Source organism: Paenibacillus sp. FSL P4-0127, assembly GCF_038007325.1.
Lineage (GTDB): Bacteria > Bacillota > Bacilli > Paenibacillales > Paenibacillaceae > Fontibacillus > Fontibacillus macerans.
In genome coordinates this window covers 4,750,001-4,772,242 of sequence record NZ_JBBOWY010000001.1, presented here as the reverse complement: position 1 = coordinate 4,772,242, position 22,242 = coordinate 4,750,001, and the positions used below count along the sequence as shown (strand labels likewise).

21 protein-coding genes and 2 pseudogenes are annotated in these 22,242 nt (G+C 51.3%); 19 read left to right on the top strand and 4 right to left on the bottom strand.

Going from position 1 to position 22,242, the window contains the following annotated elements; all coding sequences use genetic code 11:
• Positions 1 to 135: 135 nt before the first annotated feature.
• The 7 genes and pseudogenes from NYE74_RS21545 (at position 136) to sstT (ending at position 6,370) form a co-directional block, all read left to right on the top strand.
• Positions 136 to 804, top strand: coding sequence for an NAD(P)H-dependent oxidoreductase (locus tag NYE74_RS21545; protein WP_036623626.1), 669 nt, complete (start codon positions 136 to 138; stop codon positions 802 to 804).
• 136 nt (positions 805 to 940) lie between these two features.
• A pseudogene (locus tag NYE74_RS21540) lies at positions 941 to 1,113 on the top strand (helix-turn-helix transcriptional regulator); the annotation flags it as partial.
• 362 nt (positions 1,114 to 1,475) lie between these two features.
• Positions 1,476 to 1,726 (top strand): annotated as a pseudogene (locus NYE74_RS21535) (transposase); the annotation flags it as partial.
• 315 nt (positions 1,727 to 2,041) lie between these two features.
• Positions 2,042 to 2,446 carry a DUF4085 family protein gene (locus NYE74_RS21530; RefSeq protein ID WP_036623623.1) on the top strand — a complete coding sequence of 135 codons (405 nt, stop codon included), beginning with the start codon at positions 2,042 to 2,044 and terminating at the stop codon, positions 2,444 to 2,446.
• 551 nt (positions 2,447 to 2,997) lie between these two features.
• Entirely contained in the window at positions 2,998 to 3,789 is a 792-nt protein-coding gene (locus tag NYE74_RS21525) for a hypothetical protein (protein ID WP_213510521.1), read from the top strand.
• A 19-nt stretch (positions 3,790 to 3,808) separates the two neighbouring features.
• Positions 3,809 to 4,930: an NAD(P)/FAD-dependent oxidoreductase gene (locus NYE74_RS21520; RefSeq protein WP_036623619.1), complete on the top strand. Its 1,122-nt coding sequence runs from the start codon at positions 3,809 to 3,811 to the stop codon at positions 4,928 to 4,930.
• Between the two features lie 189 nt (positions 4,931 to 5,119).
• Positions 5,120 to 6,370 (top strand): serine/threonine transporter SstT, encoded by a 1,251-nt coding sequence (gene sstT / locus NYE74_RS21515; RefSeq protein ID WP_036623617.1) that lies wholly within the window; start codon positions 5,120 to 5,122, stop codon positions 6,368 to 6,370.
• Positions 6,371 to 6,404: 34 nt separating this feature from the next.
• Here the strand turns inward: sstT and NYE74_RS21510 are convergent, their stop codons facing one another.
• Entirely contained in the window at positions 6,405 to 7,130 is a 726-nt protein-coding gene (locus NYE74_RS21510) for a type II toxin-antitoxin system prevent-host-death family antitoxin (protein WP_124333481.1), read from the bottom strand.
• A gap of 79 nt (positions 7,131 to 7,209) precedes the next feature.
• The gene (locus NYE74_RS21505; RefSeq protein ID WP_316560869.1) at positions 7,210 to 8,142 is read right to left on the bottom strand and encodes a ketopantoate reductase family protein; all 933 of its coding nucleotides are present in this window, start codon (positions 8,140 to 8,142) and stop codon (positions 7,210 to 7,212) included.
• Between the two features lie 172 nt (positions 8,143 to 8,314).
• Here NYE74_RS21505 and NYE74_RS21500 point away from each other — a divergent pair, with 172 nt between their 5' ends.
• The 5 genes from NYE74_RS21500 (at position 8,315) to NYE74_RS21480 (ending at position 13,338) form a co-directional block, all read left to right on the top strand.
• Positions 8,315 to 8,896, top strand: a complete 582-nt coding sequence (locus tag NYE74_RS21500; protein ID WP_036623611.1) for a TetR/AcrR family transcriptional regulator — start codon at positions 8,315 to 8,317, stop codon at positions 8,894 to 8,896.
• A gap of 78 nt (positions 8,897 to 8,974) precedes the next feature.
• Positions 8,975 to 9,532, top strand: coding sequence for an RNA polymerase sigma factor (locus NYE74_RS21495; RefSeq protein ID WP_036628284.1), 558 nt, complete (start codon positions 8,975 to 8,977; stop codon positions 9,530 to 9,532).
• Positions 9,525 to 10,832: a hypothetical protein gene (locus NYE74_RS21490; RefSeq protein ID WP_155621023.1), complete on the top strand. Its 1,308-nt coding sequence runs from the start codon at positions 9,525 to 9,527 to the stop codon at positions 10,830 to 10,832. The genes NYE74_RS21495 and NYE74_RS21490 overlap by 8 nt, the downstream gene beginning before the upstream one ends.
• A gap of 114 nt (positions 10,833 to 10,946) precedes the next feature.
• On the top strand, positions 10,947 to 12,707 hold the full coding sequence (dhaK, locus tag NYE74_RS21485) for a dihydroxyacetone kinase subunit DhaK (protein ID WP_124333484.1): 1,761 nt from the start codon (positions 10,947 to 10,949) through the stop codon (positions 12,705 to 12,707).
• Between the two features lie 241 nt (positions 12,708 to 12,948).
• Positions 12,949 to 13,338, top strand: a complete 390-nt coding sequence (locus NYE74_RS21480; protein WP_036623604.1) for a winged helix-turn-helix transcriptional regulator — start codon at positions 12,949 to 12,951, stop codon at positions 13,336 to 13,338.
• Between the two features lie 271 nt (positions 13,339 to 13,609).
• On the opposite strand, the gene NYE74_RS21475 is transcribed toward NYE74_RS21480, so the two are convergent.
• Complete coding sequence (locus tag NYE74_RS21475; protein WP_036623602.1) at positions 13,610 to 14,173, bottom strand: NAD(P)H-dependent oxidoreductase; 564 nt, start codon at positions 14,171 to 14,173, stop codon at positions 13,610 to 13,612.
• 246 nt (positions 14,174 to 14,419) lie between these two features.
• On the opposite strand from NYE74_RS21475, the gene NYE74_RS21470 reads away from it, so the two are divergent.
• The 3 genes from NYE74_RS21470 (at position 14,420) to NYE74_RS21460 (ending at position 16,416) form a co-directional block, all read left to right on the top strand.
• Positions 14,420 to 14,845 (top strand): hypothetical protein, encoded by a 426-nt coding sequence (locus NYE74_RS21470; protein ID WP_051985491.1) that lies wholly within the window; start codon positions 14,420 to 14,422, stop codon positions 14,843 to 14,845.
• A gap of 338 nt (positions 14,846 to 15,183) precedes the next feature.
• Entirely contained in the window at positions 15,184 to 15,480 is a 297-nt protein-coding gene (locus tag NYE74_RS21465; protein ID WP_036623598.1) for an aspartyl protease family protein, read from the top strand.
• Positions 15,481 to 15,855: 375 nt separating this feature from the next.
• Positions 15,856 to 16,416 carry a hypothetical protein gene (locus NYE74_RS21460; protein ID WP_036623596.1) on the top strand — a complete coding sequence of 187 codons (561 nt, stop codon included), beginning with the start codon at positions 15,856 to 15,858 and terminating at the stop codon, positions 16,414 to 16,416.
• A 54-nt stretch (positions 16,417 to 16,470) separates the two neighbouring features.
• Here the strand turns inward: NYE74_RS21460 and NYE74_RS21455 are convergent, their stop codons facing one another.
• The gene (locus tag NYE74_RS21455; protein ID WP_051985876.1) at positions 16,471 to 18,276 is read right to left on the bottom strand and encodes a rhamnogalacturonan lyase; all 1,806 of its coding nucleotides are present in this window, start codon (positions 18,274 to 18,276) and stop codon (positions 16,471 to 16,473) included.
• A 321-nt stretch (positions 18,277 to 18,597) separates the two neighbouring features.
• Between NYE74_RS21455 and NYE74_RS21450 the strand changes: the two genes are divergently transcribed.
• The 4 genes from NYE74_RS21450 (at position 18,598) to NYE74_RS21435 (ending at position 22,234) form a co-directional block, all read left to right on the top strand.
• A complete protein-coding gene (locus NYE74_RS21450) occupies positions 18,598 to 19,182 on the top strand; it encodes a LysE family translocator (protein ID WP_036623594.1) in 585 nt (194 codons plus the stop codon).
• Between the two features lie 16 nt (positions 19,183 to 19,198).
• Positions 19,199 to 19,975 carry an AraC family transcriptional regulator gene (locus tag NYE74_RS21445; RefSeq protein WP_036623592.1) on the top strand — a complete coding sequence of 259 codons (777 nt, stop codon included), beginning with the start codon at positions 19,199 to 19,201 and terminating at the stop codon, positions 19,973 to 19,975.
• Positions 19,976 to 20,155: 180 nt separating this feature from the next.
• A complete protein-coding gene (locus NYE74_RS21440; RefSeq protein ID WP_036623590.1) occupies positions 20,156 to 21,124 on the top strand; it encodes a LacI family DNA-binding transcriptional regulator in 969 nt (322 codons plus the stop codon).
• Positions 21,125 to 21,283: 159 nt separating this feature from the next.
• A complete protein-coding gene (locus NYE74_RS21435; protein ID WP_316561005.1) occupies positions 21,284 to 22,234 on the top strand; it encodes an ABC transporter permease in 951 nt (316 codons plus the stop codon).
• The last annotated feature ends 8 nt before the right edge of the window (positions 22,235 to 22,242 follow it).

Here is a 22,242-nt window from a genome sequence, read left to right as displayed (position 1 = left end):
TCATATTTATCCTGAAAAAGCCCGCACGAATCAATTGACTACCAAATGTGAAGGTGATATATTTTTGTTATCGAACAACCATTAATTGGAGGATAAATAAACTATTGCCAATTTATATTAAAGGAGTTGGATTCAGTGAACCATAGCATAAAAAAAGAAGATATATTGGCAGCCTTCGAATTTAGACATGCCACCAAAGAGTTTGATCCGACAAAGAAAATTTCCGCTGAAGATTTTAATTTCATTCTGGAAACGGCCCGGCTCTCTCCAAGCTCGGTTGGACTTGAGCCCTGGAAGTTTGTCGTTGTCCAGAATCCGGATTTGCGCGAGAAACTGCGTGCCGTGAGCTGGGGGGCACAAGGTCAACTGCTTACCGCCAGCCATTTTGTGTTGATTTTAGCACGCAAGGATGCAAGATACGATTCCGATTACTTCTGGCGGCAAATGACCGGGGTCAAACAAATTCCGGCGGACAATGTCAAAAACATGATGGGCCGTTACCGGTCGTTCCAGGAAGAGGATTTCAAGCTGATGGAGTCGGAACGCGCGCTGTTTGATTGGGCTTCAAAGCAAACCTATATTGCTCTCGCCAACATGATGACCAGCGCCGCTCTCATCGGCATTGACTCTTGTCCGATCGAAGGCTTCGATATAAACAGCGTGAACGCCATTTTACGCGAAGCAGGGATGTTGGAAAACGATCAGTACGGAATCAGCGTGATGGCTGCGTTCGGGTACCGTGTCAAAGCTCCGCGTCCTAAGACAAGAAGAGAAGCAGATGACGTGATCCGCTGGGTTGAATAACTCTGTACAGTGCGTACCGATTTTCTTTTGGTGCGCACTGTTTGTTTTACCGTTGTTCCTCTTATACGTCATTATGTAGGGACATGAATGATACCTTTACCAAGTTTATAGTCACAGAGATGGTTTGATATGATAGATTATCTACAAGCTGCTGAATCACGAAATTTTGTCTGCCTCCATGCTGGCTGAAGAGTTTTAAGTTTCCCAAAGAACCATTTATCGGGGTATCGATGTGATTTGTGCCGCGGGCTTCCCGCGGTCGTATCGTATCAGGGAACGAATGGCGGATATGGCATAATGGACGGATATAATGATCACGAGTTTTCGCAAACTCATATCTACCTTTTGCACCGTAGCCGTTTCGAGCAGTGTCAGAAATCGACGCCAGGTGAGGGGCTGTCTAAAGGGATCGTGTCTTTGGTGTTCCTGCCTACTGCTTGCCTTTGCACGATTATCCCTCTCTTTCAGGGAGCAGGGGGTGGGGGCTAGAGCAAGGGTTTCAAAAAAGAGAGAAGAAAAAGAGAGGGGGAAAAAATGAGGCAGTGCAGGTGAGATTTTCGGTTTGATAAGGGAACGCGTGTTTGGTATAATAAAATAAACAGAACCTATGTTCGTGTGTTCTTGATTCGGGGGCGAGCGGATATGGAAGTCAATACGGGACGGGAACGGAACTTCAGCCATTCAGCAGCCGTTACCAAAGCGAGCAGGACTGCATGGAGGCGCTGATCGCGATGAAGTGGCCAAACGGCTTCGTCTGCCCCTGCTGCGCTTACACCCGGTGCAGCCGTCTGACTCCCGGCATAACCCCTTGTTCGAGTGCGGAAAGTGCAAGCATCAAACATAGCCTTTGGTCGGCACGATTTTTGAAGGAACGCATCTCCCCCTGGTGAAGTGGTTGCAGGCGCTGGATTTGTTCCTGCTGAATCTCCTGTCTTGCTCTCTGCTACCTGATCAAACGGGATAATCGTGCAAAGTCTCCGGACAACGAGTGTTGATCTGCCTCCTCTCCCCCCACTTCCCGATCCTCAAGCAGTGATAATATGAGGGTGTAACTTTGGATACAAATTGGCGCTAGCTGGCTGCTCCCAAGAATCCCCTGCCTTTAGGGAAGAGGGAGTTGGCAAGGAGGATTATCATTGAAATACTTTACCAAAGAAATGTATGAGCAAATGCAGGTACGCGGTTATCTCGTTTATCCGGAAACGGAACAGGATTTGCCGCGCCGGATTTGGCCGGTTTGATCGATGAGTGGAAACAAAGTTGGGATGAAGAATGGGAAAGGCGCTGCAAGGACTATAAAGCCTATTATGAGGCGATAAAGCCAAGTCTCCCTATGCCGGTTAGAGGATTGAAAGAAAAAATCAGATTTCATAATGCGAAGCTGATAAGGATGACTTCATCTGCGGATCGCCGCGTCGAGATCGTAATCCAGGAATGCTTTAAGGAAAAGGAGACGCGTCTCACTTTTTTGGAGGTGAAATCGCTCTGTTGCGATGCTGACCCGGTCCGTAGTTTGTGTCTGTACGAAGAAGTTTATCTGCTGGAAACCGGCTTGTTTGAACTCTGTTTACTGTTGGAGTCCCCGGAAACAGGTTTAAACGAGTTCTCCATCGTAGCCAGCGGCTTGGACATACATACGTAAGAGAAATTCTAAATGATTCTTAGGAACGGCCGGAGACTATAACCGCCGGCGTAAGCCCAGACTTGGAATAGAGCCTGGGCTTGTTTTTTTGCAGTTTACAGGATCGTTACAAGTCGGATATTTTTCGGAGATATTCTCTATCTATACTTAAGTCAACAGGGCGAGCCGAAGCGGACCGATTCAATTCAACCGGTCTTTAGGCAAAGCGCCTGTGGCAGGAGCGCGGGAGGTACCCTGTGATAAACCACAACATCGGGACGTATGGCATCAAGCTTTTGGCGGCAATAGCGACCTGATCCCCGATATTTCCTGGTCTTCGGATTCCGCGAAGCTAGCCTTTGACGTCTATACCGAGGAGATGACGGGCATGGACGGGGGAAATCTCCGGTAAATGTTAGATAGCCGAAATGATAGTTCCAAGGCGACTCAGTTCTGAGAGGCTCTATTTTATTTTTTACGCGACCAAAAAAGTTCAGTTCGACAGGTTTCCAGATTATAGTATAATGGCTAATGTGACAGAAGAACTCTGATTATGAGGTGTTTGGTTCGTGTTGGACAAATTAATAGATTATTTACAGCATTCTCCCGTTTGGGCGTTGGCTTTGGTTGTGGCATTTATGGCCCTTGTGTGGCTTTATAAAGAATTTAAGGGGATGATGGAAGAGAGCAATCGGGCTAAGTTGTCGCTGATTCAAAGGCGGATGGACTTGTACGCCGGGGTTGAAGCCGCGATCGCCCAGGCGATCAACAAACCGGAAGATTCGCAGGCCAAGCAGCATTTATACATAAAGTTAGGGGAAGCGAGCTCGTGTTTTACAGGGGAGGCCCGCCAAATTCTAAGGGATTATTATACGGAGGAAGATGCTTTTGTCCTTACCACTCTGCTATCCATTGTCCAAAAGGAGATCGATCGTCTTGATAGAGTCAAGGAAAAACTGTCTCCATTAACGATGCCTACGGATGTAGTCGAGACGGTCTCCAAACTGTTCATCCCGCTGAAGCCGATTATTTTCATGTTTGCCGTGGGCGTGGTTGCATTTTTTTACTTGGCTGCGTTCCTGGTGCAGGACACCGCGTTAAGCCGAATGGCCGTGACCGCCGCCTATGTTTCACTTCTATTTAGTATGATGCTGGTGGCCGCCATCATTTCTTTATTGATGGAAGGCCATTCAAGACTGGTTCCGTTTAATTACGTTCGGAGCGTGGAAGCCGTTGTGATGCTTTTGGCGCCGATCGTATCGCTTTTTTTCCTCTGGTTGGCGATTCCTATGTTACTTTTGCAGATTTTATCGTTCGTTTTGTTTGCGGTCAGCCAGCGTAAGGAAAAATACAACATGAATTAAGACAAAAGGATGCTGAACCATGAAAAAGTTTATTGTCATCGGCGCGGGAATTTTAGGCGCTTCAACGGCCTATCAATTGGCTAAAAGGGGAGCGGAAGTGATCATTGTCGACCGGAAAGACCCGGGACAAGCGACCGCTGCCGCTGCCGGAATCATTTGCCCCTGGATATCGCAGCGGCGCAACCAAGCCTGGTATCGGCTAGCCAAGGAGGGCGCGCGGTTTTACCCCTCTTTGATCGCAGAGCTGGAACAGGGCGGGGAGACCGAAACCGGTTATGCCCGGGTGGGGGCGCTTCGTTTACATAAGGAGATTGAAAAGCTTGTCCAACTGGAAAAGCTGGCTGTCAAACGCCGGCAGGATGCCCCGGAAATCGGCGAAATCACGCTGCTGAATCCCGGTGAAGTGAAGCGGTTGTTTCCTCCGCTGGCGGACGACTATGCCGCTCTGCATATTAGCGGGGCCGCCCGGGTCGACGGACGCGCTCTGCGGGATGCGCTGCTGCGCGCCGCGATCGGATTTGGCGCCACGCTGCTGAACGGAGACGCCGCGATCCGATTCGCCGGTTCAACCGCTACCGGGGTCCAAGTTGAGGATCAAACGATCGAATCCGACGCGGTTCTGGTCTGTGCAGGAGCATGGGCCAATCCGCTGCTGAAACCGTTAGGCGTAGATTTTAAAGCGACCTATCAGAAAGCGCAGATCGTTCATTTGGCATTGCCGGATGCGGACACGGGGCATTGGCCCGTCGTTATGCCGCCCGGCGATCAGTATATATTGGCCTTCGGCGGCCAACGGATTGTGATCGGGGCCACCCATGAGAACGATCCGCAAGGCTTCGACACGCGCGTCACGGCGGGCGGTCTGCAGGAGGTCTTGAATAAAGGGCTACAGCATGCTCCCGGGCTCGCGGAAGGCGGCTTTGTGGAGGCGAGGGTCGGTTTTCGTCCGTTCACTCCAGGCTTTCTCCCCGTGATCGGCGCTTTGCCCGGTTGGACAGGCATTTACGTGGCCAATGGCTTGGGAGCATCGGGACTAACGATGGGTCCGTATATCGGGTTTCAACTGGCCAAGCTGGTTCTTGGATTGGATATCGATATCGACTTGGCGAATTACATGGTAGAAGATGCCTTAGGCCGATAAGTAATCGAGCTGACGGAGGAATTTTTAAAATATCACATTCCAATAAATGGTTATTTTGTGAAAATTAATAAAACAGATATTTCCACATGCACACAACCGCCAAATTACGTGATAAACTAACGCTATGACTCGCTACAGCGTCGCGGCAGTGCTCGGCTATATTTTTCACATTGGTATCCGGAGGAGAAAATGAAAACAATAGTGCTTAAGTGGAATCAAATGAGTCTCGTAAAACGAATATTTCTGGGAATTATCGTTGGGATTGTATTGGCCCTGTCCGTTCCCAAGGCAGCGGGGATTGCTATTTTCGGCACGTTATTCGTATCCGCCTTAAAGGCAGTGGCTCCCGTATTGGTTTTGCTCTTGGTCATGGCCGCCATTGCGAACCATAAGAAGGGCAGCCAAACGAACATGAAATCGATCCTCGTCCTTTATGGAATAAGCACTTTTTTGGCAGGATTGATTGCGGTTGTGGTAAGTTTCATTTTTCCGGTAAGCTTGTCGCTTGCTACGGGCAGCGGGGACCTGACTCCGCCCGGCAGCATTGTCGAAGTGCTAAAGGACTTACTGTTCAAAGTGGTGGACAACCCGGTCAACGCCCTGATCAACGCTAACTATATTGGCATCCTGGCATGGGCGGTCCTGCTTGGCGTGGCGCTAAAAGGCGCCGGCGATCCTACGAAAAACCTGCTCACCCAATTTTCGGACGCCGTATCGCAAATCGTCAGATGGGTCATTCAATTGGCGCCGTTCGGGATCATGGGACTTGTGTTTGACACTATCACCGCAAACGGTATTTCGTCCTTGCTCGATTACGGGAAGCTGCTTCTCGTACTGATTGGATGCATGTTGTTTATGGCGCTTGTGGTGAATCCGCTGATCGTGTATCTGAACATCCGCAGAAATCCGTACCCCCTCGTGATTAGCTGCTTGAAGGAAAGCGGGATAACGGCATTCTTCACGAGAAGTTCCGCGGCCAACATTCCGGTCAATATGCGCTTATGCGAAAAACTAGGGCTGGATAAAAACACGTATTCGGTATCCATTCCATTGGGAGCGACGATTAATATGGCGGGGGCGGCGGTGACGATCTCCGTCTTAACGCTCGCGGCTGTTCACACGTTGGGCATTCAAGTGGATTTTGGCACGGCGCTTATTCTCAGCGTACTGTCGGCAATGTCTGCCGCAGGCGCCTCCGGCGTGGCCGGCGGTTCGCTGCTCCTCGTACCTTTGGCCTGCAGCTTGTTTGGTATTTCGAACGATATTGCGATGCAGGTCGTTGGTGTAGGCTTCATCATCGGCGTATTGCAGGACTCTTTCGAAACGGCGCTGAATTCATCTTCCGATGTGCTGTTCACCGCGACGGCGGAATATGCCAAAAAACGCAAAGAGGGCATGAAAACGATGGAAACATATCTGGACAAAAAAGCAGGAGCCTAGGGGCGCCTGCTTTTTTGTTGACATGAGCCGGGGATTACGCGAACAGATCCTGCATCGATACGCGCAAGCCCTCGTAAAGCTGCGAGAGCGCGTACGGGTCGCCGGATTTCGAATAATAGGCTACATCCGCGATTTCGCCGTCAGTCAGAGTGAACACCGTCACTTGCTCCTTCATCGGATCGACGATCCAGTATTCCTTCACGCCGCATTTCCGGTATAAGTCGAGCTTCCGGATCAAGTCTTTGCTTCGCGTGGAAGGAGACAGCACCTCGACGGCCAGTTCCGGCGTGCCCATATATTTGCCGCGTTGGTTGATTTGATCTTTGCCGCAAATGACGACCAGATCCGGCTGTACGACGCAAATATTCGTTTTTGACTTTTTCAGCGTAATGTCAAAAGGGGATGTCAGCGGTGTACAAGGTTTTCCTTTAAACCAAAGATAAAACGTACCATGCAGTTCATTCACCGCGTGTTGGTGCTTGTACGAAGGAGAGGCAAGGTTGTACACGGCGCCGTCGATGAGCTCAAAGAGCTGTTCCGATGTCTCGGTCAGCTCGAGGAACTCCTCATAGGTCACCCAATCGCCGCTTTCGTATCTGGCCGCTTCCTCCTTAAGGAAGGGGTCGTCATCCTCCCCGGCAAACGCCGTCAATTTGGCCACATCCTTGCCGTTCTTCGTCACGATGATTTCCTCACCCGCCTCCGCAAACTTTAAATACTTCCCGAAATTGTTCTGCATATCGGTGGAAGAAACGCGCATAAAGCTCACCTCGGATTAGCTAATTTATGCATTTATTTTAGCTAACTTTATGGCAATTATCAATGGAAAATAGCTAAATTCAAAAAGGACCTTTCGCGAGAAATTGCTCTTCGAGGATATCCCAGCTGGGGGTGGAGACGTTGGACCGGTTTTTCCACTCGCGGAAGACGCTGCTTAAAGCGGCGATTTCGTAGGCCGAACCATCGACCAGCCGGCTGGCCGGCAGCAGGTGGTATATTTTTAAAAGCAGGCGCATCAGCGTGGGGTGTTTACGGATAAATGAAGCTTGCCCGGCCGGTACCAGGGGATAACCCTGGGCTTCCAGCACGCGAAAGCCTTCGTCCATGGCCGCGATGATCTGCCGCAGCAGCTTGCCGTCCCCGGCGATCTTCTTCATCCGGCGCTCATGGAAGATTACGGGGTAATTGAGCGCCAGAATGGGGACGATATGGTTTTTTAGCCAAGCATCGATGTTATCGTGATAGATGAGTTTGTATTTCACATTCGCAAACGCCAGGTCAAGGTCGGCTTTAAAGGGGATAGGACCATCCAATCCGCCAAGCGCCATCTGTCCGCCGCCGCCGCGGATACAGACGGTTTGCCCGTTTTCTCTGCTTCCGGCGCTAAGTTGAAATCCAAAGGCGATATCTTTGGGCGTATTGCTGTGCTCTTTCAGGTAATTTTGCATGTCGCGGGCGTCCGTGTTATTGCCGACGATGATGATGTTGCTGCTCCGGTTAGCGGCCAAAATCGGCAGGACCGCGGGAAAATCCGAATATTTCATGACGACAAAAATGAGGTCGTAAATATCGGCCGCTTCCAGCGCACGAATGGCGCGCACCTGATCCACCGTCGTTTTCCGCTGAAAGTAATGGCGGATGACGAGGCCATCGCGCTCCAGTTCCTCCGCCCGTTTCCCTCTAGCCAATACGGTAACCTGATTGCCCCCGCGCACAAGCACATGGGCCAAATAGCTTCCTAAAACGCCAGCTCCGTAAACCAGTACTCTCATGTTTCGCTCCTCACCTTCAAAATGAATGAACACTTGTTGAAAAAATAACGTTTGTTGATTACAATTACCTTAACATCCGTTGAAATACCGCAGCAATCGGCAATATTTTTGATTCTGTTGAGTATTCAACAAATGCTATCGGAAATGTCTAATAAGAGGAGCAAAGAGAGCAATGGACAGACGAATCGCAAAAACGAGGCAGGCCATTATGGAAGCTTTTGTCATGCTGATGGGGGAAAAAAGCTTTGAAAAGATCACGATTCAGGAAATCGCGGACAGGGCCAACGTGAACCGGGGGACGGTCTATTTGCATTTTACGGACAAATACGCCCTGCTGGATCAATGCATCGAAACGTATTTGCAGCTATTGTATGAAACCTGCCTGCCCGATGGGGAGCCGAGCGAGGTGTCCGCAAAAGCTTTGCTGCTGCGTACGTTTGAATTTTTGCAGCGCAACGCCTCCATCTATGCCACGCTCATGACGAGCAAAGGGGTTCCCGCATTCCGAAACCGGATGAAAGCGATGATGGAGGAGGGGATCGGGGAGATCATCAAAAATTGCGGCATCGGCCCGGGGATCAGCCCGGAGATTCTCGTCCAGTTTCTGGCGGTGGCGGTTGCCGGTCTGATGGAATGGTGGATGGTCCGGTCAATGCCTTACACTCCGGAGGAAATGGTGGAGCAATTGCTGCTGATCCTGGAGCGGAATTTGATTTTGCCGGAACAATTGGCCGAGCCCAAGCCGAAAGCGTAATTTTTGTGCCAGTTTGGGAACTTCCACCGCCCTAGAGGAGTCTGTATGGGTAAAGGGGAGGAGAACAGCTTGAGGGAGATGCAGCTAGAGCATCTTGCGGAGATGAGCGTATCGGGCCTTCGGATGCTGATGGAATCGTACGGGGAAGACGTTTGGAACTACGCTTACGTCATCACCAGGAATACGCATACGGCGGACGATGTCGCGCAGGATGTGTTTATTAAAGCGTATCAACATTATGCCTCTTTTCGCGGGGAGGCTTCCGTCAAAACTTGGTTGCTGAAAATCGCGCGCAATACCGCTTTATCCTATCAAAGACGGGCATTTTTACGCAAAGCGGTGCTGCTTGGGGAACGTTCGCCGGACGAAGGGCTGGGCGGGACAGCGTCCGCTCCGTCTTCGCCATCCGCCGAATCGCAATATTTGGAGCGGGAAGCGGCGGACGAATTGTGGCGGCAAGTTTTGAAACTGCCCGGCAAGTTTCGCGACCCGCTGGTGCTAAGCGTGCACCACCAGTTGTCCATGGATGAAATATCCGCAATTACGGGCCTTTCGCCGGGTACGGTAAAGTCGAGGATTCACCGGGCCAAAAAGAAGCTTGCCGCCGCATGGAAAGGAGTGAACGATCATGCATGAATGGAAGCCGGAATGGGATCAAAGGTTGGCCAGACCGCCTTTTAAACAGCGGCGTTTTGGGCCCGACATGATGGAGCGGGTCGAGCGGCGGCTGCCATCGGCGTTACAGAAACGCTCTCGGAAAGCATGGATTCAAGCGGTCGTGGTGATCGTTCCGGCGCTGCTCCTGGTGCTGGGCGGCGGCATCTGGTTCGGCAGCAGGGCGGAGCCTACGGCCGTCTCGTCCGACAATGGCCCGGGTCCAGTTACCCAGGGAGGAGGGACGTTCCGCTCCGGTTTTGAGCCTGGGCAAGGTGGGGATTTCGACTGGTGGAATTCCGCGGAAAACGCGGTCAAGCAGGGCAGCGACCGCACGCTCGTGACGCTGGCCAAAGCGCTTTTGCAGCGGCAGCTTGGCGTTTGGGGCGGCCCGACGCCGGACATTTGGGAAAATCCGGAGGTCAAACAAGCGCTGGAACGCTATGACGTGTCCAGTCCTTGGGTGTATGAAGTGTACATCGATTCGATCAGTGCCGCGGATGCGCATACCGTGTACTCGCTCCGTTTGGGGTTAAGAGATTCAATTCCCACGGTATTTCAGGAGACGATTGACGTATACATTCGCGCCGATACGCAAAAAATCTCGCGCATTGAACTGGTAAGCACGGACGAAACCGGGACGCGGGATGATGAAGGCGCCGCAACAGGTCCCGGCGAGGGGAAAAACGTTGTGTTGAAGGAGGATGCGGAGCTCGGTCTGAAGATAACGGGAATTTTGCACAGGGATAAGGGGATGATCCGGCCGATTCATGTCAGGTATGGGGCTGCGGAAAAAACGTTCGACGATTGGAGTAATGTCAGCAATGAATCCTATTATCCGCAAGCGGCGATGCTGCCGGCAGGGGACGGAGAACAGGTGCTGGCCGTGATCTTGACGACCGGATACGGCACCGGGGTTCACGAATCGGAGCTAAAGCTGCTGAGAAGCAATTTAACGGATGTATCCGCGGCGGATCCGGTGTTAGTGGCCGAAACCGAGCTAACTGCGGACATGACGGCGGAAGAGGGGAAGCGAACGTACCGGTTTACGCTGGCCGGCGAAACGCGCACGTTCGAATACCAGGAAGAGGACGCCGGATTTTGGCTGGATCAGCCCGCACTCGGCAACATCGTCCGCTATTCTGTGGAAAGAAACACCCTGTACGCGTCGGTACCGATCCAGGTGTCGCCGGCCGAATTCCCGGTGTCGATCCGGCTGCGTTACAAATTTGACGGGGCCGTGTTTACCGTGGCGGAGGCGTCGTTCGAGGATAACTTTTGAGAGGACACCTTATATTGTATAATGAAGCGAGGCCCACAGCTTTTTCCATTATTTCAGTCGTTCATTGATCATTTTAGTAGCGGTAGAAAATCAAGCATAAAGGGTGATTGAAACGTGAAGAAGATCATTAACAAGCCGGAAACGCTGGTTCGGGAAATGGGGCGGGGGCTCGCGCTTGTCCATCCCGAACTGGAATTCGACAGCAAGTACAAAATCGTGAAGAAAAAACAACGAAACCAGGACAAAGTCACTTTGATCAGCGGCGGGGGCAGCGGCCATGAACCGGCCCATGCCGGATTCGTCGGGCGGGGGATGCTCGATGTGGCGGTTTGCGGCGATGTGTTCGCTTCCCCGTCGCAGATTCAGGTTTATCAGGCAATTAAAGCTTCCGCAGGGAGCAAGGGCGTGCTGCTGATCATCAAAAATTACAGCGGCGATATGATGAATTTCAAAAATGCGGCTCATCTCGCGGCTGAAGACGGCATCCAGGTCGATTATGTGAAGGTGGACGACGATATCGCGGTGGAGGACAGCCTGTATACGGTCGGCCGCCGCGGCGTGGCCGGGACGGTGCTGGTGCACAAAATCGCCGGCGCCGCCGCTGAAGCGGGGCTGGAGCTGGCCGAAGTGAAGGCGGCCGCGCAAAAGGCGATCGAACGCACGCGCACCATCGGCTTCGCCTTGACCTCATGCACGGTGCCGGCCAAGGGTACACCGACTTTTGAGCTCGGGGAGGAAGAGATCGAATACGGCGTCGGCATTCACGGCGAGCCGGGCATTCGCCGCGAGAAAATCGCTTCGGCGGACGAATTGGCGCGCAAGATGGTTGACGATTTGTACCGCGACATGAACCTGGACGGCGGTTCCGGCAAGGAGGAGCTGGCGGTGCTCGTGAACGGATTCGGCGCTTCGCCGCTGCAGGAGCTTTATGTGCTGGCGAACGCGGTTGTGCGCGAGATCCGCGGCCGGGGCCAGTCGATTTTTAAATTGTTTGCGGGCAACTATATGACCAGCATCGATATGGCCGGCGCTTCGGTCACGCTTATGAGGCTGGACGAGGAGTTGAAGCGGTATCTGGAGGCGGAATGCGATACGCCGGCGCTGCAGGTGCGCGGTCCGTTCGCGCCGCTGCCGCTCGAAGCGGAGACGGACGGGGCGGAACAGCGCGAGCCGTCTTTCCGCTGCGAGACCGATCCGGCGGATGCAGAGGTGGGGAACGACGCGTTTACGCTGCGCAATATCATTTATCTGACGGATAAAATGAGCGAGATTATTATTGAAAATGAAGTCGCGTTCTGCGAGCTTGATGCGCATGCCGGCGACGGTGATTTCGGCATGAGCGTGGCCAAAGGCTTCAAGCAATTGAAGCGGGAGTGGCCGGAGATTATCGAGCATCACGCGGGCACGATCGGCGGCTTCCTGGAGGCCTGCTCGCTGGTCATTATGGAGCATTGCGGCGGCGCATCCGGCCCGATCTGGGGCTCGGCGTTCCGTGCGGCCGGCAGATACGCCGGCGACCGCAAGGCGCTCTCGGCCGCGGAGTTCGCGGCGATGATGCAGGCGGCCGTGGAGGGCATCCAGGCCACGGGCGAGCGCTCCTTCGGCCGTGGTGCGGTCGTCGGCGACAAGACGCTGATCGACGCGCTGGTTCCGTTCGCGGACTCGTGGGCGCGGAGCGCGGCGGCCGGCGACGATCTGAAGAGCGCGGCGGCCAAGGCGGCAGAAGCGGCCGTTGAGGGGGCGAAGCGCACCGAGACGATCGTCGCCCGCATGGGGCGGGCCGGCGCAGTTGGGGCGCGCAGCCTCGGGTACCCGGATGCCGGCGCCTACGCGCTTGGCGTCATCTTCACGGAGCTGGCGCGCGCAATGCGGTAAGCGGCGGTTGCGCGGGAGTAAGCGGGCGGTTGCGCAGGGCGCTCCGGCGTACTCACGTGTACTCCCGCGCAACTCCCGGGTGCTCCGCGCGCTCCCGGGTGCTCCGCGCACTCCCACGCGCTCCGGCGTACTCCCGAAACTCGGCGGGGCTAGGGGCGCTTGGCGTACGAACGAACATCCACCGCTTTAACATCAAAGGCGAAGCTAAGGCGAAAGCTTTACCTGAAGGAGAGTGTAATTGATGCGCGAAACCTGTGTTCCATCCGGCGTGGCGCTAAAAGACACCGGCTTTGGATACACGTTGTCCGTAATCGGCGGTAAATATAAAATGATCATCTTGTACTGGCTGGCCGAAAACAAGGTGATGCGGCATAATGAACTGAAGCGCGGGATTGGGACGATTTCTTTTAAAACGCTGAGTGTTATGTTAAAAGAGATGGAGGCCGACGGCCTGATCCAGCGCGAGGAATTTCCCCAAGTGCCGCCAAAAGTTGAATATTCTTTAACGGAACGCGGCCGTTCTCTACTCCCGCTGTTAAATCTGATGTGCGAGTGGGGAGAGAACAACAGCTTGAAGGACTTGCCGGCTACTGGAGCACTATCGGCGATCGAGCATCGGGCTTCAAAATAGCGGCACATTATGTACTTATTTTCCTGAGCTAGGCCTGTTCACCCCCATTAACGGCATTTTTGGTCTTTATTTTCCTGTGAAAGGTCCGGAACGCGGACATTTCCTGGCGACAGGGGAAAATAAGGACATAAATTACCTCTATTGCACTCCATATGGGTAGTATCGCCGAAATAGCGACATTTTTTGCCCTTATTTTCCACTGAATTCGCATTGGGGGCAAAAATTTACACAGCCAAAGACCGCCGGTGCGAACTTCCCCGGCGGTCTTTGCTCATAGGCTGTCGATAAAATTCAGGTAGTCGCGCGCGCTATTTTCCAACTCGTCTACCAGTGTCGCGTGTTCTGCACCGGGCTCATTTCCGCCGGGTGCATTTTCTTGGCCATAAAATGCAAAAAACGAACGGTAGTCCGCGTCGCAGTATAGGAAGGTCGTTTCAAAAGGAGCTAGTAATTGTTCAAGGGTGTAACGATATCTCCCGTCTTTACTGTAATCTTCTTTTCTGATTCCGGCGGACACGGCTAAGGCAATTTTGCGATTCTTTAATTTGTCGCCTCCTTTTGAACCGTAAGCCCATCCATAGGCAAAAACATCGTCAAGCCATTGTTTAAGGAGAGGCGGGCAATTAAACCAATAAATGGGGAACTGCAGCACAAGGTTACTATGCGATTCGATGAGTTGTTGTTCTTTTTTCGGATCGATGTTTCCGTTAGGGTAAACCTTATACAATTCGTGTACGGTATATTTTTCCGGATATTTGCGAAGTTCTTCCACCCATCGCTTATTGATGACGGATGATTCTATGTTGGGGTGGGTGACGACAACAAGAGTTTTCAAGGTTTTGGCCTCCTTAAAATTGATTTATTTCCTGAGTATAATGCGCCGGCTGCAAATATGTAAGTATGCACTTTTAGTACAGGTACTTACCAAAAGGTGAGTGTTACGCGGCCTTCTCCACCCAACTGTATACCGCCGATTTTCTGGATTGAGTCATATTTTATTTCAAGGGAATTTTGTATAATAAGGAGCAGGCTTTATATTACATATTTATTCGAATATTCGAAATTTCAGGAGATTAAGGGTATGAAAAAAGTAAAAGTTCCTGCATTTTTTCTCACAGCAGCTATGTTGTTTCTTACTTTCGCGGCGTCAGCATCTGCCATTACGGAAGCGGATGATCAGGTTGCAAATGGTCCGTCGGATGTAATTCTGATCAATGGTGTTCATATATCGGGCGGCAGCGGGTATACCGGCACGTTTACAACCGTACCGGAAAACGGTAAAAACATGGAGGTTGGGGTGAAAAACAACTCCACTTCATCCGTTTACTTGGAAATCAGCCGCAATGGAGTTGAGTTGCTAACCGATTATGAATTAGGGCCGGGTAAACAACAAACGGTAAGTTATCAAGAGCTCGCTGCAGACGGCTTAAGCGGAGATTGGAAGATTTACACTTATAATAGAACTGGGGCCAAATACGACCTAAACGTTAATGCAAGACAGTTTTAATTGAGTTTCATTTTATCCTTTTCAGCCCTAGCATGATAAAATAAGAGCAATCGTATTTCTATTAAGTAAATCCTAGAACAAGGAGGATTTGCAATGTAATGGCAAGAAGTACGCGAGCTGTTTCCAGATCAATTTGTTTTGTTGTCTATTCTCGATTTTCGGAAGGAAAATGGGAAGAAAATCATAACGGATATGGCTCCGGTTCGGGTTATACCGGAAAGGGAGGCTAACAGGGAATTCTTTAACGTAGGGCCGCAGCAGCTTGTTTATCATACTTCTAATGAGGAGTGCGTCATTCATCTGCGTACGGATCCTTTGGTCAGGATGCGGCGTAACCTATGAAGATTCATGATCATCGAAATCTTCTGACGATTAACCTTTCTGTAACTTATCGCGGAAATACGATACAGATAGCAGATGTTATCTTGGATACCGGCTCATCCCACACCATATTCAGTCCCGATGCCATGGAACAGATCGGAGTTACTTATGAAAATGGAGACCCTGTTTACGAAGCTTATGGAATAGGTGGGACCGTACCGTTTTATACCAAGATCATGGATGAGATGGGCTTGCTTGGTTTGGATATTTTGAAGACGAACGGGTTTATTGTGGATTTGGACAAGTTGGAATAAGATTGCCCGAGAGGGCGGATTGATTGTTTCTAAAGCGGAGAGCCGGTGCGCGACTTGGTTGCACACCGGCTTTTCGCAGTTCGCTCAGCATGGTCCCCATCTCTAGGGTGAAAAATCCCGAACGGGGGCTGGCGAGTGCCTATCATTGACCCGAAGTATACAAATGTCAAGTAAAACCAGGAGGAGGTGACGGGTTTTACCATATAGTCAAACGAACAGGGGATTATTTGGATTAAAATCTTTTTTATTGGAATGGTTAATAACGATGACAGATTCACTGCAGTTGCGCAAGCTGGGCAACTCCGATTAAATGTTGTCTCCGCTTGGGCTTGGCTGCTGGCAGTTCAGCAACGGAAAGGGAGTGGTCGGCAAATTTTGGCCGGCGCTAAGCAAGGAGGAGATGCGGCAAATCATACCGATCAGCCTTTTGTGATAGAACTTCTGTTCAAGGTGACGGGCAAAGCGGGAGGCCGAGGCAAAACCGTGGATCTGAGCCACGGCAGAAGGCCGGAGCCAGGCGGAAGACACGTCAAAAAGGCGTATTGCTTCAGCCCGGAAGAGACCAGGGAAATTTTACGGCAATGCAAAAGTGAAAAAATGACATTAAGCGAATTTATCTGCTGCCGATTAACCGACGGCTTGCTGCAGCATGCGCCCGGGAAACGGCTTGTCCAATCTGGGAGTTATCAAGGAACCGATGATGGAGGAATGGTGGATTCCAGGTATTTTTCGATTAAAAATCAGTCTCTGCTGCTCACCATGGCTACGCTTTCGGGGCGTTTAATGGCGGAAGTCAGCGTCCTCGAAAATCTTTACGATACGGAAGAAGTTTTTGGCCTTTTTGATCAAATCTTGGCGGTGGAAAATTTGTTGCCTGCCAAGCGGCCGGAGCTGGCTGCTCAAGAGCCGGCGACAGTTTCCTTGTCCCCTTCATAAGGAAATCAACTTAAAGTAAGCCGGAGCGCGTGGCGCCCCGGCTTTTCAGCTTATTTACGGCACAACATAAATATTCGGTTTTGTGACCGGGCCCATGCCGTTGCCGAGAAAATACCCTGTATGCGGCGGCTGGTTATAGGCGACGTTCTGCCAGGCGATGCTGAGCCGGTACACCGGATCGTGCATCAGGGTGTAAATTTTATAATTGGTGATGTCCGTGGTGGTATAGATCCGCAGCGCGGTGTTGTCGGATTTGCGCCAGATCACTTCCTCGCGCCAGTCGCCAAACAGATCGGCCTGCAGGGTTGGCGTGGCTTTGGTGCCATTGTTGGAAGCAACGCCGGATCCGGTTAGCAGATTATACATGGAGTTATTGGAGTAGTTCCATTTGTCGATTTTAACTCCGTCGAGCAGTTCCCGGGACAGATCGCCGTCCCACCAGATGCCGAAGTTAATCGAAGGCGTGGAGCTGCTGATTTTCTTGCCGGTAATCGAGTACAAGCCAACTCCGCCGCTGGCCCATACTTCTTCCCCCGGATAATTCGGATCGATGTCGGCGGACATGCCCCGCCCGGTATCCTTGCCGGTATAAACGCCCCACAGAACTTGCCCGGTCGCGGCGTCCCATACGGCAGCACCGTAAGGCGCGCTGGTGCTTTCCATCACCTTAAAAACCTCCAGGCCGGGCCGGTTCGGATTCAAATCCCCCACATGCAGCGCGTCTCCATGCCCCAATCCTGTGTTATACAGCTTGGCTCCGTTATCGTCGATGGTTAAAGCGCCGTAAATGATTTCATCTCTGCCGTCGCCGTCCACGTCGGCCACGCTTAAGCTGTGGTTGCCCTGGCCGGCCGTTCCCGGGTTGGTGGAACTGTTGCTGTCAAACGTCCACTTCCGGGTTAAGGTGCTGCCGTTCCAGTTATAGGCGACCACGACCGTGCGCGTGTAATAACCGCGCGCCATAATGATGCTCGGATGGACGCCGTCCAGATAGGCCACGCCAGCGAGAAAACGGTCGACGCGGTTGCCGTAGTTGTCGCCCCAACTGGATACGTTGCCTCTTGGCGGAACATAGTCGATGGTGCTTAAAGCTTTGCCCGTCTGTCCGTTAAATACGGTCAGATATTCGGGTCCCGACAAAATGTATCCGCTCGAGTTGCGGTAATCCGCACCGGCGTTCCCAATCGTCACGCCTGTCCCGTCAACGGTGCCGTCCGCGGTTTTGCAAACGACTTCGGCTTTGCCGTCCCCATTGAAATCATATACGAGAAACTGCGTGTAGTGAGCGCCGGCGCGGATGTTTTTGCCCAGGTCGATCCGCCATAGGCGCGTGCCGTTTAGCTTGTACGCATCGAGGTAGACGTTGCCCGTGTATCCGCTTTGCGAGTTGTCTTTGGAGTTGGACGGGTCCCATTTCAGCACGATTTCGTATTCCCCGTCCCCGTCCAGGTCCCCGGCGCTGGCGTCATTGGCGCTATACGTGTAGCTGACGCCGTCCGGGGTCGTGCCGCCGGCCGGAATCTGGATCGGCACGTCAAGATAATTGTTGGCCCATACACGGGCCGCAGGGGAGGCCGATTGCTCCGTTCCGTTGACGATCGCCCGGACCGTATACGAGGAGGAAGCCGTGCCCGCCGCGTCAAGATAGTTCGTGCTGTTCGTTATCGGGCTGGAATTCACCTTGGTTCCGTTACGGTACAGATTAAATGACACAGATAGCTCCTCGGTCCCAAGCAGCCGCCAACTTACAAACACCCCGCCGCCGACTTTCACCGCCACCAGTCCCCGGCCAAGCTTTTCCGCTTGCCTGGGGGCTGCGGCCGACGCGGTGGAAAGGGGCAGACACGCGGACCAAACCAGGGAGAGGCCGACAAGAAATCCGAGAGCAAGATTCCAAAAAGGGCGTAACCGCTTACTCAATACGAAAACCTCCTGTTCGTTTTTTTGAACTAGCCATGAGGTTGCAACAAAGGTGTCAACGTTAACTATTTCATAAACCGCGTTCCGATAGAATAGTTGCCTGATCCCCCAAGCGAAAATTTGGCGAGGGCCTGTTTGCGAACGACATAGCGGGCGGGGGAGATGAACTGGCGGAGGCGTTACTACCCCTGCAATATCGTACTATACCGGCACGAAGCGGAGAGTGTAACATGCATGTATTAAATGCATGGAGGTATCTTGATGAGCTTGATTTCTTTTCTGACGTATTGCGTGATTGCCACTTTTACGCCGGGGCCGACGAATATTGCTATCTTATCGATAGCCCATCATAATAGGCTTAAAGAGTCTTTTCGATACATGTGGGGGGCGACTGTCGCCTTTTTCATGCTGCTGTCCGCCTCCGCCGCTCTAAACGGCTTAATTGCAACCATCGTGCCGAAAATTTTGCTGGTGATGCAGATAATAGGGGGCGTATATATGCTCTACCTTGCTTATCAAGTGTACAAAATGAATCTGTCGGAGAATACGGCGGCACAAGCGGCTACGTTTAGATCCGGATATGTCATGCAATTTGTAAATCCTAAAATATGGTTATTCACGATGTCAGTGATCCCCGGCTATGTTATGCCCTATTACAAGTCTTCGCTGAGTATATTTGCCTTTGTGCTGGCGATCACGGTGATTGCTTTTTTGGCATTTGTCACATGGGCGTTGTTTGGCAGAATGCTGCATCGTTTTTTGCAAAAATATCAAAAGGTTGCCAACATTGCTCTAGCGGTATTATTGGTTTATTCTGCCATAGAGGTATTGGGGATATGGAGATAAAACGGGGTGATTTGGGATGGACACATTCGTATATAAGAAAGCGGCGGGAATCACCGCGCTGTCCGCAAGTATGTCCGAGTTCGAATACGTGAAGCACAGCCATGAAGAATACGCTTTTGGCGTCACTTTGCGCGGCGTCCAGCAGTACAATTTGGACGGAAGTTTCCAGTCGTCCTATCGGGACGGAGTGATGCTTTTTCATTCGGAACAGGTGCATGATGGAAGGTCCCAGGATAGGACAGGCATCGATTATGTCATGGTGTACATCCATCCGAAATTATTTATGGAGCTGGCCGGGTTGAAGGAGATCGTCAAGTTTTCGTCCCCGATCGTATATAATCGCAGGCTGAAGCAAAGCATATTGAACCTGGTTCGGGCGATTTTCGGCAATCAGGACGAAGCGCTATGTTATGAGCTGCTTGCAGCGCTTGCGGATCATTTTTCCGAAATTGAAATGAGTACGATGTTTGGTAAAGGGGACAGCCTCATAATCCGGGCCAAGGAAATGATTTACGCCAATTTGGACCAAGTGCTGAAACTTGATGAGTTATGCGGGGAGCTGGGAATGACCAAATTCCAGTTTATCCGGGCGTTTAAAGCGAACACGGGCATCTCTCCGTACCGGTTCTTTTTGAACAGCAAATTGGAGCACGCCAAGCGGATGATCGAAAAAAACAAGGATATCTACGCCGCGGTCGCCGCATGCGGGTTTGTGGATTTATCGCATTTGAACAAGCATTTTAAACGCGTATACGGCATAACGGCCAGGGAATATATTTCGAATATCAGGTAGATCGTGGATAAACTTCGTTTTTCTCAAACAGCTTCCATAACGGGTAATATTGGTTTTTGTTTCCTTGCCTCCATATTCCTTTTTTCGGCGGAAATTTATTAAGCGTTTCCAAATAATATTGAAACGTTTCCAATTTGGTGTTATGATGAGTATCATAAAAGAGCTTAAATGGGGGGTTAGATGTCAAGTATTAAAGATGTAGCCAACTTAGCCGGCGTAGCCGTGGGAACCGTTTCCCGCGTCATTAACAATTCGGGCGCCGTAAAACCCGCGACACGCAGAAAAGTGGAGGCGGCAATACAAGAGTTGAATTATATCCCGAACGAGATTGCCCGAAATTTCAAGATGCGCAAATCCAAGATGGTAGCCCTGCTGCTCCCGAGCATCTGGCATCCCTTTTTTTCCGAACTGGCTTATTACATTGAAGATGAGTTGGATCGGGAAGGTTATAAGCTCATGTTGTGCAACAGCGGCGGCAAACCCGAAAAGGAATTGTATTATCTGGATATGCTGCAGCAAAACAAAGTGGCGGGCATAGTCGGCATTACGTACAACGATATTGAAAATGATGTTAGCAAAGACATTCCGATTGTCAGCATCGACAGACACTTTAACAAGAAGATCACATGCGTCACCTCGGATAATTTTGAAGGGGGGTGTCTGGCGCTAAAGGAGCTGGTTAAAGCGGGGGTCCGAAAACCGGCTTTTCTGGGCAGCGTCACTTCCGTTTTCAGCGAAACGATGAATCGGAGAGAGGGTTTCGTTCATGAGGCGAAAACAATGGGCGTTGACTATGTTGTCTATGAGAAGCCGGACCCCGTTGTAGACGACGATGCCTATTTTGAACAATTTCTGGATGAGTTTCGCGATGTGGACGGCATTTTTGCCATTACAGATATGTTTGCCGCCAAATATATAGAAAGAGCGGGCAGGCGGGGCATTCGCGTTCCGGAGGATGTAAAAGTTATCGGGTATGACGGCATTCAGGATCATCCTTATTTTCACCCGATATTGTCAACGATCAGGCAGCCGGTAGAGGAGATGGCGCGTACGGCGATCAGGCTGCTTTTCAAAAGGATCGAAGGCGAAACGTTGGATCGGGAAGTTTATCGTTTACCGGTTATATTTAGGCAAGGCGAAACGACTTGATTTTTTACGGTTCTAGATCATGAGAAAAACATCATTGCACGGCAGATTCACTTTGCGGGTTAGCCGGTTGACGTTTTTCTTCTGATAAATTGGAAACGTTTCAATTAAATTGGAAACGTTTCAATATTGCTATATTTTGTGTAGAAAGGGTGCATAAAGGTGAATTCAAGCGATTCCGGGGTAGATCAACCCCTAGTCCAGGCGAAACGCAAGACTTGGGTTCAGGTTAAACGCAACTACGAATTGTATCTGTTTCTGCTGCCCATCCTTCTGGTCTATCTCGTGTTCAAGTACTATCCGATGTACGGCGTGCAAATCGCCTTTAAGGATTTTTCGCCGAGCCAGGGGATTTGGGGCAGCGAATGGGTAGGGTTCAAACACTTTATTGATTTTTTCGATTCCTATAACTTCTGGACGATCATCAGCAACACGCTGACGCTTAGTTTTCTGTCGCTGGTGTTCGGCTTTCCGGCGCCGGTGATCATTGCGATCCTGCTGAACCAAATGCTGGGCAAGCGGTACAAGAAATTTATCCAAACCGTCATTTATGCGCCGCACTTTATCTCTACCGTCGTGCTTGTCGGCATGCTTAATGTTTTCTTATCGCCAAACAGCGGGATCGTGAACCACCTCATCACCTTGTTCGGAGGCGAGCCCATTTTGTTTATGGCCAACGAAGGCTGGTTCCGTCCGCTGTACATTTTGTCGGGAATATGGCAAGAGACCGGCTTCTCCACGATTATTTACCTGGCCGCGCTCGCGGGGGTCAACCCTGAGCTTCATGAAGCTGCGATCATGGATGGGGCAAGCAAATGGAAGCGGGTATGGTACGTGGATATCCCCGGCATTTTGCCGACGATCGTGATCTTGCTGATTCTTGCTCTTGGGAACATCATGAGCATCGGTTTCGAAAAAGCCTTTTTGATGCAAAGCGATCTGAACTATGCCACTTCCAATATTATTCCGACCTATGTATACGAATTGGGGATTCAGAAGGCGCAATACAGCTTTTCAACAGCGGTTGGACTGTTTAAATCCGTGATCAATATCATCCTGATTGTCACCGTCAACCGGGTCGCCAGAAAATTGACGGAAACCAGCTTGTGGTAGGGGGGGAA

Coding starts and splice junctions, on each gene's coding strand:
- NYE74_RS21520 (WP_036623619.1), top strand. CDS start 3,809: ATGAAAAAGTTTATTGTCATCGGCGCGGGAATTTTAGGCGCTTCAACG.
- sstT (WP_036623617.1), top strand. CDS start 5,120: ATGAAAACAATAGTGCTTAAGTGGAATCAAATGAGTCTCGTAAAACGA.
- NYE74_RS21510 (WP_124333481.1), bottom strand. CDS start 7,130: ATGCGCGTTTCTTCCACCGATATGCAGAACAATTTCGGGAAGTATTTA.
- NYE74_RS21505 (WP_316560869.1), bottom strand. CDS start 8,142: ATGAGAGTACTGGTTTACGGAGCTGGCGTTTTAGGAAGCTATTTGGCC.
- NYE74_RS21500 (WP_036623611.1), top strand. CDS start 8,315: ATGGACAGACGAATCGCAAAAACGAGGCAGGCCATTATGGAAGCTTTT.
- NYE74_RS21495 (WP_036628284.1), top strand. CDS start 8,975: ATGCAGCTAGAGCATCTTGCGGAGATGAGCGTATCGGGCCTTCGGATG.
- NYE74_RS21490 (WP_155621023.1), top strand. CDS start 9,525: ATGCATGAATGGAAGCCGGAATGGGATCAAAGGTTGGCCAGACCGCCT.
- NYE74_RS21480 (WP_036623604.1), top strand. CDS start 12,949: ATGCGCGAAACCTGTGTTCCATCCGGCGTGGCGCTAAAAGACACCGGC.
- NYE74_RS21470 (WP_051985491.1), top strand. CDS start 14,420: ATGAAAAAAGTAAAAGTTCCTGCATTTTTTCTCACAGCAGCTATGTTG.
- NYE74_RS21465 (WP_036623598.1), top strand. CDS start 15,184: ATGAAGATTCATGATCATCGAAATCTTCTGACGATTAACCTTTCTGTA.
- NYE74_RS21450 (WP_036623594.1), top strand. CDS start 18,598: ATGAGCTTGATTTCTTTTCTGACGTATTGCGTGATTGCCACTTTTACG.
- NYE74_RS21445 (WP_036623592.1), top strand. CDS start 19,199: ATGGACACATTCGTATATAAGAAAGCGGCGGGAATCACCGCGCTGTCC.
- NYE74_RS21440 (WP_036623590.1), top strand. CDS start 20,156: ATGTCAAGTATTAAAGATGTAGCCAACTTAGCCGGCGTAGCCGTGGGA.